General features: G+C 41.9%; 7 protein-coding genes. 5 read left to right on the top strand and 2 right to left on the bottom strand.

Annotation, left to right across the window (positions count from 1 at the left end; genetic code table 11):
- Position 1: 1 nt before the first annotated feature.
- Entirely contained in the window at positions 2 to 2,830 is a 2,829-nt protein-coding gene (locus BN161_RS07025) for a type I restriction endonuclease subunit R (protein WP_044264283.1), read from the bottom strand.
- A 529-nt stretch (positions 2,831 to 3,359) separates the two neighbouring features.
- Here BN161_RS07025 and BN161_RS07030 point away from each other — a divergent pair.
- From BN161_RS07030 to BN161_RS07040, 3 genes are all read left to right on the top strand, one after another.
- Complete coding sequence (locus BN161_RS07030; RefSeq protein ID WP_044264285.1) at positions 3,360 to 6,260, top strand: golvesin C-terminal-like domain-containing protein; 2,901 nt, start codon at positions 3,360 to 3,362, stop codon at positions 6,258 to 6,260.
- 74 nt (positions 6,261 to 6,334) lie between these two features.
- Positions 6,335 to 6,649, top strand: coding sequence for a hypothetical protein (locus BN161_RS07035; RefSeq protein ID WP_007214455.1), 315 nt, complete (start codon positions 6,335 to 6,337; stop codon positions 6,647 to 6,649).
- A gap of 4 nt (positions 6,650 to 6,653) precedes the next feature.
- Complete coding sequence (locus BN161_RS07040) at positions 6,654 to 6,869, top strand: sulfurtransferase TusA family protein (protein WP_007214456.1); 216 nt, start codon at positions 6,654 to 6,656, stop codon at positions 6,867 to 6,869.
- A gap of 124 nt (positions 6,870 to 6,993) precedes the next feature.
- On the opposite strand, the gene BN161_RS07045 is transcribed toward BN161_RS07040, so the two are convergent.
- Positions 6,994 to 8,178: a sensor histidine kinase gene (locus BN161_RS07045; RefSeq protein WP_044264288.1), complete on the bottom strand. Its 1,185-nt coding sequence runs from the start codon at positions 8,176 to 8,178 to the stop codon at positions 6,994 to 6,996.
- Between the two features lie 233 nt (positions 8,179 to 8,411).
- Between BN161_RS07045 and BN161_RS07050 the strand changes: the two genes are divergently transcribed.
- Together BN161_RS07050 and BN161_RS07055 are read left to right on the top strand one after the other, a co-directional pair.
- On the top strand, positions 8,412 to 10,229 hold the full coding sequence (locus tag BN161_RS07050; protein WP_044264289.1) for a YgiQ family radical SAM protein: 1,818 nt from the start codon (positions 8,412 to 8,414) through the stop codon (positions 10,227 to 10,229).
- A gap of 17 nt (positions 10,230 to 10,246) precedes the next feature.
- Positions 10,247 to 10,888 (top strand): outer membrane beta-barrel protein, encoded by a 642-nt coding sequence (locus tag BN161_RS07055; RefSeq protein WP_044264359.1) that lies wholly within the window; start codon positions 10,247 to 10,249, stop codon positions 10,886 to 10,888.
- The last annotated feature ends 8 nt before the right edge of the window (positions 10,889 to 10,896 follow it).

A 10,896-nucleotide genomic window follows, 5' to 3' on the forward strand; every position in this document is an offset into this window, starting at 1 on the left:
ATTAATCCCAACTAAATGTTTTAATAATAGAGCGTAACTTACCAAGAATACGTTCCATTGTCTTGCGACGTTTACTCAATCCCAAATGCTTTTCTTTCAACGCTTCTTGAATAATTTCAGGCTGCTCCTTTTGAAGATAATCGTATTCGGAAAGATAATGATTAAGTATATCTACATTCAAATCTTCTTCCGTAGCTACACAAGTAATAGCCTTGCTACGTTCTTCTGTAATGTAGTTGTTCAATCGCTCTTCTAAGTCTGTTGTACCATCAGCCTTTTGTTTATTATTCATAAAGTTGTCTCTATCGTCATCTACATTTTTCTTAATGAATCCGTCAATTAACTTGGCTTTACCACGCAACTCTGCATCCTTTATCATCGTGTCAATGATTTCCCCACGTTTAGCTTCATAATCCTCGCTATAAGGATTCAAATCTGCAATGAGTTCCAGGATATATGCTACGTTCACAATATCGCTATGCAGCAATTCCAAACAAAAGTCAATATCTTTCAGAGACAGGTCTTCTGTATCATCATTAGGAGAATCAGGATTATCTGTCGGTGGTTTAGGGGCGTCAGACGTAAATCCCTCATAGATATCAAGATACTTGCTTCTGAAGTCCATAAATTGTTGCTCTGTAAGACCTAAGTCTGCAGCATCTTCGTTATAGTCTTCATAGATTTGTATCTCTGCATGTTTCTTAATTATATCTCGAAATGCAAGGATGAAATCTTTTTTGTCATTTTCACTTTGAAGAGCATCTATACTGCTTGGATTTGGATATTTATCCGTGAAGTTTGTAGTCAATTCTACATACTCGTTCTTTACCTCTTCAAATGAAGGGCGAACGATATCCTCTGTATTATTACTGTTGCTAAACAGCTTTATTGAAGCATCAACATTATTCTTAAGATCACGGAAGCATACGATCTTACCAAAACGTTTCTTCTCATTAAGTACACGATTGGTACGACTGAATGCCTGAAGAAGCGCATGATACTCCATGTTTTTATCAACATAAAGTGTATTCAGTTTCTTTGAATCAAATCCTGTTAGGAACATACCAACTACAAGACATAAATCAAGAGACTTCATGTCGGAACGTTTCTTCTTCATACGAAGATTGATGTCATCGTAATATGCACGGAAGTTTTCTTGGCTGAATGATGTACCATACATATAATTATAGTCATCCATGATTTCTTGCAAGTCATCAGCTTCGCCCACGCTATCACTAACGAAGCCATTATTCATTCCTGTGAGTTCGTCATCCTGACTTGTATTTGCTGCATAAGTGAACACAGCGCCAATACGAATATCAGGTTTCAATTCCTTGAATATCTTATAGTAGCGTATAAGCATTGGTACTGACTGAACAGCAAAGAGTGCATCAAATTCACCATCAAAAGTGGACTTATTGAAATTATTGAGAATGAATTTGGCAATTTCATGCATTCTGTCTTCATTCCCTTTATTTACCTCTTCGTTACCTTTATAATATTCTACAAGGAAGCCAAGCACGTTTTCGTCAGCAATGGCATCTTTGATTAGATACTGATGCAGACAGTTTCCAAATATTTCTTTGGTAGTATGATTATCTACAGCATTCTCTACAAATATTGGAGTTCCAGTGAATCCAAACATTTGTGTGTTATGGAAGAATTTCTCTATATTCTTATGACTATCACCAAAATGACTTCTGTGGCATTCATCGAATATCATAACAATACGAGAGTTGCGAATAGCGTCAATCTTATTACTATACCATGTTTTTGTTACAGCTGTATTGAGCTTTTGTATTGTAGTGATAATAATCTTTGATGTACCTGATAGTCTTTTTACAAGTTCACTTGTGTCATCAGTACCATCAACTGCGCCTGGTTCAAATGCTTCATACTCTGATTGGGTCTGAGTGTCAAGGTCATGGCGGTCTACAACAAACATTACCTTATCTACATCTGGCAACTCTGATACCAATTGGGCAGCTTTGAATGAAGTTAAAGTCTTGCCAGCACCTGTCGTATGCCATATATAGCCGTTATCATTGGAGTTCTCAACTTTATCAAGAATCTTCTCAACCGCATAATATTGGTAAGGACGAAGCACCATGAGACATTTATCTCCTTCATGCAAAACAATATATTTGCTTATCAGTTTGCCGAGAGTACACTTATCAAAGAAGAATGTTGCAAACTTATCCAATTCGTTGAATGGAGTATTAGCTGCATCAGTCCAATTGAAAGTAAACTTATATCCGCTATTTGGATTGTTAGCAAAATAGCGTGTATTCACACCGTTTGAAATAACGAATAACTGGATATAGTCGAACAAGCCATGAAATGATGTCTTATAGTATCGTTGTATCTGATTATATGCCTGCTTTAATTCAACGCCTCTTCTTTTCAGCTCTATCTGAACTAAAGGCAAACCATTGATAAGGATAGTAACGTCATAGCGACATTTTTTACGTCCTTCAATCGTTATCTGATTACTTACTTGAAATTCATTCTGGCACCAATGAGTACGATTCAGGAATTCCACCCATACTCGTTTACCATCTTCCGTGTCGAGCGGATAAAGATCGCGGAGTTTCTTTGCTTTTTCAAAGCGAGTTCCCCCTTCGAGATGAATCAATATTTTCTCGAACTCAGCATCAGTAAATCCAGTACGTCCGAATTCAGCCAATTGCTTCTTATTGTGTATTTCAAGCTGTTTCTTGAAATTAGCTTTCATGTTAGTTTCTTCGTCTATATGAACATATTCATAGTTCATTGAACGTAGCGTTGCAATCAGCCCACTTTCAAGTGCAGCCTCACTTTGTACTGACATAGGTATTAAATTTTACATTGCAAAGATAATTAAAAATCCTCAATTATCAGCCTTAGGACAACTATTCTATCAAATGTTGCATTTTTCTACCTCCACCCCATCTTTACCCAGAGCCAGAATATCAAAGCCTCAATCGCCCCTACAGCACCTTCTGAAAGGGGATAAGAAAAGGTAACGACTTTGGGGTAGGAAAGGTAACGAGTAAGGTATCCAAAGGTAACGACTGAGGGTGGCAAAGGTAACGACTTTCCCTAACACAGGTTTTGGGAAGGTTTCAAGGCAAGCGGAATATCGCCTTTTTGTAACGTTTTATCAACAATAAACGTATCATAATCTTTGGCAGTTTATATTCAATAGCTGCATTGGCATGCAAAGATATAATAAAAGAACAAGACGGGGGAAATGATTCAAATATATAAAATAAATGAAATGTATATCTCCCAACCAATAAAATACGTAATTTTGTCCGCCTCTGGAGCACAAAATATCTTTTGTTGTTCCCAGATGGCAGAACTAAACCGTATTACGTATGAAAAGAATTGTTTTATTACTTACCATAATTCTATATGGAAGCTCACTCTTTGCACAAGATATCGAGGCGAACGTGCAAGATCGTCTTCAATCTTTCTTCCGGGAATATACTACCACAACCGTAAATATAGGAACTTGCAAACTGGATAGTTTCCGCATCAATCACCAAAAGAAAAAGCTGTTCATCTATGCCGATGAAAAGTTTTCCTATCAGCCTTTTCGGCCGGAAACAGTGGATGCCATTTATCGACATCTGAAACAAATATTACCGGGTCCTGTGAACTACTACGATCTGACGGTAGTAACAAGCGGACAAACTATCGAAAACCTCATTCCAAACTTATATCGGAAAGGAAAGAAAGATAAGTCTCGCCTGTACAACGGACTGGAATACAAAGGTGAACCTTGGGTGACACGACTTTCCCATCCTTACAACGTCAGCCGGGGATTGGAAGGTAAGCATATAGCTTTATGGCAAAGCCACGGGAAGTATTTCATCAACAAAACAGGCGAATGGGGTTGGCAACGCCCCCGATTGTTCTGCACCACAGAAGACCAGTTTACACAATCCTTTATCCTGCCTTATGTTATCCCAATGCTGGAGAATGCCGGTGCCAACGTATTTACCCCCCGCGAGCGGGATACACAAAAGCAGGAAGTCATTGTCGATAATGACGGAACGCAGAATTCCCTATACCTGGATGTGAAAAGTCGTAAAGCCAAATGGGAGCAAACAGGACTCCCCGGTTTTGCCTGGCGCAAACAGGTTTATCGGGACGGAGAGAACCCCTTCGTCAGTGGTACCGCACGTTTTGCCCCTACAGAAAAGAAAAAAGACAAAGCCTTTGCCGAGTGGATACCCGATATTCCGGAAACAGGAGAGTATGCTGTATACGTCTCTTATCAAACTTTGCCTAATAGCGTAAGTGATGCCAAATATATTGTTTTCCATAATGGAGGAACCACTGAGTTCAAAGTAAATCAGCAGATAGGTGGTGGTACATGGGTGTATCTCGGTACTTTTTCTTTTGATAAGGGAAAGAACGATTATGGCATGGTGGTACTTAGCAATGAAAGCAAACAGAAAGGTGTAGTCTGCGCTGATGCCGTACGCTTTGGTGGTGGAATGGGCAATATAGAACGCGGTGGAGAAACCAGTGGAATGCCTCGTTATCTGGAAGGTGCCCGTTATTCCGCCCAATGGGCCGGTATGCCTTATTCGGTTTATGGCGGGCGTGAAGGTAAAGATGACATGTCTGATGACATTAATGTACGTTCCAGAATGATTAACTATCTGTCCGGCGGCTCGATATTCAATCCCAAAGACAAAGGTTTAGGAGTACCTTTTGAACTCTCAATGGCATTGCACAGCGATGCGGGTGCCAGCAAAGAAGATAAAATCATAGGTACGCTCGGCATATATACCACCGATTTCAATAACGGAGTACTCGGAGCCGGAACAGACCGCTATGCCTCCCGAGACCTTTCCGACATTCTGCTTACCCAACTCCAGCGGGATATCCGTTCCAGTTATGCTACGGACTGGACTCGCCGCAGCATGTGGAACCGTAATTACAGTGAAACGCGACTGCCCGCCGTTCCTTCCACTATTGTCGAATTACTTTCGCACCAGAACTTTGCCGATATGCGCCTCGGACATGATCCCAACTTTAAATTCACCGTAGGACGCTCTATTTATAAAGCCATTCTGCAATACCTTTGCGGCCAGCATGGCAAGGATTATGTGGTACAACCTCTTCCTATAAGTAACTTCGCAATTCGCTTCGGCAACAAAAAGAACACACTGGAACTTTCCTGGAATGGTGAAGAAGATCCGTTGGAACCAACTGCCAAACCGCGCGAATACATCGTATATACCCGCATCGGCCGTGGAGGCTTTGACAATGGCGTACGTGTCAATAGTCCCTCTTATACCGTAAAGATAGAACCCGGTATTGTCTATTCCTTTAAAGTAACCGCGGCCAACCGGGGTGGAGAAAGTTTCCCCTCCGAAATTCTTGCAGCTTATAAAGCAAAGAAAGAAAAAGGACGTGTGTTAATTGTCAATGGATTCGATCGCCTCAGTGGGCCAGCCGCCATTGATACCCCCACTGAAGCCGGATTCGATTTAAGTAAAGATCCGGGTGTACCTTACTTATATGACATCTCACTTTGTGGTGCTCAAACAGAATTCTCCCGTAAACAGACCGGAAAGGAACTGGGACGCAGTGGTAGCGAATGGGAAGGAATGCGAATTGCCGGGAATAGCTTCGATTATCCGTTCATGCACGGAAAGGCGATACAGGCATCCGGAGATTATAGTTTTGTATCATGCAGTGATGAAGCCGTAGAAAGCGGACGTATTCCATTGGAAGCTTACGATATCGTAGACTATATCCTCGGACTGGAAAAAGAAGACCGCCAAAGCAATCCGGCAAGCAATGCATATTACAAAACCTTTTCCTCTGCCATGCAGCGAGCACTGACCGCTTATTGCCAATCCGGTGGAAATCTGCTTGTGAGCGGTTCCTATCTTGGCAGCGATATGAACGGTTCGCAGGGAGACCGGGATTTCACACAAAACATTCTGAAATATGCCTACGGACAATCCATCACCGATAATCGCTCAGGAAATATTAATGGTCTGGGACGTACATTCAGTATCCCCCGCCTACCCAATGAGTACGCTTATCCCGTAACTGCTCCCGAATGTATTCTACCGATAGGTACCGCTTTCCCGGTACTCACCTATACTTCCGGAAATCAAAGTGCCGCCATTGCCTATCAGGGCAACTACCGTACCTTCGTTATGGGGTTCCCATTAGAGAGTATTGAACAGGAAACGGATCGCAACGCTGTCATGGCTTCTATCCTGCAATTCTTTCAAGCAAAAAAGTAGAAAACAATACGTCTAATTAAAAATAACGCTTATCTTTGCTCTCAGAGTATAAACCTTTAAAAATATAAAACACTATGTATACTATACAAGCAAACCCCAGCGGTACCCGCAGCCTAGAAATATCCGAAGAGAACCTGGCAACCATTGAGAAATATGGACTTTTCCGTCATCTTATTGACAGTAATGGTATTGTAGACGAATCTGTTTTGGAAAAACTGCGACTGAATATCCGCTCCCTCATCGCATCACAGGAAGAAGACAGCAAAGACTTGCTCGACCTCTGCATCGACGTGATATACCATAACAACATGAAGGCCTTCGGATTACAGCAACTGATTAAGCTCTATCTGGAATGGTTTTCAAAGCAGGAACCCATAGAAGAGGAATAATAAAATGAAAACAATCGACACGTGCGGTCAAAAACTTTACAGTCCTCTCATCCCGGCCGTCAAAGCCATGTGCGAAGCTACACTGGGTGAGAAACTGGAAATTATCATGAATGATACTGCTGCCTTCAATGATTTAAAAGAATATCTGGCAGAACAACAAATCGGCTTTCGTGAGATTTACGATGGCGAACAAATGACGGTGCAATTCACCAAAAGATAAATTGTGCAGTAAATAGCAAATCATCATTCATGATCGTATCCGGAAAATAAGAAATAAAAAACGAATCCTGTTTCAGCATAAGAAAGCTTCTAACAGGATTCGTTTTTATATTATTTTCTCTCATTTAATTATATTCCCGATTCATAATCAAGGGTACTACAAACCAAAATGTAGAACCTTTATTGACCTCAGATTCCAAACCTGCCCTACCTCCCAAATTTTGAATAATAGTTTGTGAAAGTGTCAACCCCAGACCTGTTCCCGGTACTTCCCGATCCAACTTTTTAAAACTGGAAAATATCTCTTGCTGTTCTTCTTTCGGTATCCCAATTCCGGTATCAGACACATAAAAATGAACCTCATCCGTTCCCTCCATACGGCAACTAAAGCGTATCTCACCTGATTTGGTAAACTTGATCGCATTATGAATCAGGTTTGCCATCACCTGAATGATGCGTTGGCGTTCAGAATACATGATAATAGGTTGCACAGAGTCTTCACAAATCAAATCAACTGAAGGATTATTGAATAGTTTCACCTTAAACATACCTTCCAGTTCTCTTAACAAGTCATTGGCATCAAACTCAGAATACTCAAAATTCAGAGTTCCGGCTTCTATCTGCGAAAGATCAAAGATATCATTTATCAAACGTAACAAACGTTCATTGTTCTCTGAAATAATATCCATATACATTTTCTTTTCCTCTTCATCAGAAGCAGTAGCTATCAATCCCGAAAAACCAACAATCGCATTCAGTGGTGTACGGACTTCATGACTTATATTCGCAATAAAAGTGGATTTCAATCTCTCTGCAGATATCGAATTCTTTCTCTCAATATTCAGCAACCTTTGAACATTCTGTAGTTCCGTCACATCATAAACCGTCAATACCATATGATCTTCCCCGTCAATAACAACATAAGCACCCGATACTGAAACATCACAAGGAATCACTTTGTCTTCTTTGTCATTCAGAAGATTCATAGAAGCATTTACTTTTTGGAAACTCTCTTTCTTATGAAAAGCTCTTCCAATAGCCGCGCGGATACCACAAAGTTTACACTGCTGATGCATACCACATTCGCCGGCTTCGGCAGCATTCCGGCAATGCAACAGGTCACCGACCTTTTGTGTCATACCAACCTCAGGAGCAGGAAGCTTATTCAAGGAATAGTAATTGGTATCGCAGACTATAAAATCTTTATCAATCAGTAAAAAATAAGCATTGATATTCTGCAAAATCATAGTTGTCTGATCGAGTTTGCGTTGTATCACATCTTTTGATTCTTCATACGGAGGTATTTCCATAATATATAGATTGATTTATATTTTATTTGTGCCATCGGCGTACAAAAGTATAAAATATAAAGATAAAACAGACGATTCTCTGATATTTTTGTTAGCGCTCATCTTACAAGGCGGATTTCGTCGTCTCACGAAGCCGTTTTACCTCGGACTTGGGGACGAACCGCAAGCATCGTCAACAGGAATTTAACTATGCATTTTCTGGCTGAACTTCATTTTATGCGTATCTTTGCGGCATGAAAGAATATCGACTGACTGATTGGTTGCCCACAACGAAAAAAGAAGTGGAGTTGCGCGGATGGGACGAACTGGACGTTATCCTGTTCAGTGGTGACGCTTATGTAGACCACCCTTCTTTCGGGGCTGCTGTTATCGGACGTATCCTCGAAGCAGAGGGTTTGCGCGTGGCGATTATACCTCAACCCAATTGGCGGGATGACTTACGCGACTTCAAGAAGTTAGGACGTCCCCGCCTGTTCTTTGGTATCAGTCCCGGATGTATGGACTCTATGGTAAACAAATACACTGCCAACAAGCGTTTACGTAGTGACGATGCCTATACACCGGATGCACGTCCGGATATGCGTCCGGATTACCCTTCAATTGTTTACACTCAAATTCTGAAGAAATTATATCCCGACGTTCCCGTCGTATTGGGAGGTATCGAAGCAAGCATGCGCCGCGTGACGCATTATGATTATTGGCAGGATAAGCTTATGAAAAGCATTCTCATAGAAAGCGGGGCCGACTTGCTGATTTACGGAATGGGAGAAAAACCTGTGGTGGAACTGATAAGAAGATTCAATGATAAGCGGTTATCACTAAATACCATTCCGCAAATTGCTTACCTATGCAAGACAACGGACTTCATCAGTGAAGAAGGAGATATCCGTCTCTTTTCTCATGCTGAATGTCTGAAAGACAAGAAGAAGCAGGCTGCCAATTTCCGCCACATTGAAGAAGAGAGTAATAAATATACAGCTTCCCGTATTACACAGGAAGTGGATAACATGACTGTTGTTGTCAATCCTCCTTACCCACCCCTGACGGAAGCTGAACTCGACCGTTCGTACGATTTGCCCTACACCCGTCTGCCTCATCCCAAATACAAAGACAAGCGAATTCCGGCATACGATATGATTAAGTTTTCGGTGAATATCCATCGTGGGTGTTTCGGTGGTTGTGCATTCTGCACGATCTCGGCACATCAGGGAAAGTTTATTGTAAGCCGCAGTAAAGAAAGCATTCTTAAAGAAGTAAAGGCACTCATGGAGCTTCCCGACTTTAAAGGATACCTGAGTGACCTTGGCGGTCCATCCGCCAATATGTACCGGATGAAAGGGAGGGATGAGAACATTTGCAAGAAGTGCAAGCGCCCCTCATGTATCCTTCCTAAAGTTTGTCCGAACCTGAATACCGACCATCGTCCTTTACTGGATATTTATCATGCGGTAGACACTCTACCCGGCATCAAAAAGAGTTTCATCGGCAGTGGTGTACGCTACGACTTGCTCTTGCACCAAAGCAAAGATCCGGCAACTAATAAAAGCACGAGTGAATATACCCGCGAGTTAATAGCCCGCCACGTAAGCGGTCGCCTTAAAGTGGCTCCGGAACATACCAGTGACCGGGTATTGAGTATCATGCGCAAGCCCTCGTTCGGCCAGTTCCAGGAATTCAAGAAGATATTCGATCGTATCAACCGCGAAGAAGGATTGCGACAACAGCTGATTCCTTATTTCATTTCCAGTCATCCCGGCTGCAAGGAAGAGGACATGGCAGAACTGGCTGTTATCACCAAACGCCTTGATTTTCATCTGGAACAGGTGCAAGACTTTACCCCCACCCCCATGACCGTAGCCACTGAAGCCTGGTATACCGGCTATCATCCATACACATTGGAGCCTGTATTCAGTGCCAAAACGCCACGTGAAAAGCTGGCGCAGCGTCAGTTTTTCTTCTGGTATAAACCGGAAGAACGAAAGAACATCATCAACGAACTGCGCCGTATCGGACGGATGGATTTGATAGACAAATTATATGGAAAACGATAAATATTAATCTACCAATGATGAAACGACTCTTTATTCTCTTCACTCTCTTTTTGAGTTATGCAAGCACAACCTTGCAAGCACAAGACTACCTGCCGCAAAACTTCAGTATCTCACTGGGTGGCGGACTAACATTGCCGCGCGTAGAAGGAAACCGTAATGACTTTTTCAGTAAAAATGGCGACCGTGCGGGATACAACCTGATGACAGAAGGACGCTACTACTTCATGCCCAACTTTGCCCTAGGGCTTCAGTATGATTACTTACGGGTAGCTCGTCTGCCGGATAAAATGCACCTCCATTATATACATCCCAATATAACTTACCGTTACTTGTGGAGCGAGGGAAACCAAGGGGTGTTTCTTTCATTCGGCATAGGCTACATGAACTATCAGGAACGTACTTACCAACGAGGTGAACGGAATGGAATGTCTTTTCAGAGAGGGTATTGCGGACTGTCATTCGGCATGGGTTACGAATTCTACATTACCAAGAAATTATCAGGAGTGTTTCGTGCAGATATACTCACAGCCGACTGGTTTGCAAACCCCGACGCACGGCTTTCCAATCCATACGATTATGATGACGGAATAGACCATAGTTGGTTTAAAAACAATGTTACATTCTTTAATCTGGGATTTGCGATACAATTTGGACGATAGCTATCAGA

The organism is Bacteroides timonensis (assembly GCF_000513195.1).
GTDB classification, from domain to species: domain Bacteria; phylum Bacteroidota; class Bacteroidia; order Bacteroidales; family Bacteroidaceae; genus Bacteroides; species Bacteroides timonensis.

Excerpts from the sequence above, each read along its gene's own strand:
- BN161_RS07030 (WP_044264285.1), top strand. The coding sequence starts at position 3,360 with ATGAAAAGAATTGTTTTATTACTTACCATAATTCTATATGGAAGCTCA.
- BN161_RS07055 (WP_044264359.1), top strand. The coding sequence starts at position 10,247 with ATGAAACGACTCTTTATTCTCTTCACTCTCTTTTTGAGTTATGCAAGC.
- BN161_RS07050 (WP_044264289.1), top strand. The coding sequence starts at position 8,412 with ATGAAAGAATATCGACTGACTGATTGGTTGCCCACAACGAAAAAAGAA.
- BN161_RS07045 (WP_044264288.1), bottom strand. The coding sequence starts at position 8,178 with ATGGAAATACCTCCGTATGAAGAATCAAAAGATGTGATACAACGCAAA.
- BN161_RS07035 (WP_007214455.1), top strand. The coding sequence starts at position 6,335 with ATGTATACTATACAAGCAAACCCCAGCGGTACCCGCAGCCTAGAAATA.
- BN161_RS07025 (WP_044264283.1), bottom strand. The coding sequence starts at position 2,830 with ATGTCAGTACAAAGTGAGGCTGCACTTGAAAGTGGGCTGATTGCAACG.
- BN161_RS07040 (WP_007214456.1), top strand. The coding sequence starts at position 6,654 with ATGAAAACAATCGACACGTGCGGTCAAAAACTTTACAGTCCTCTCATC.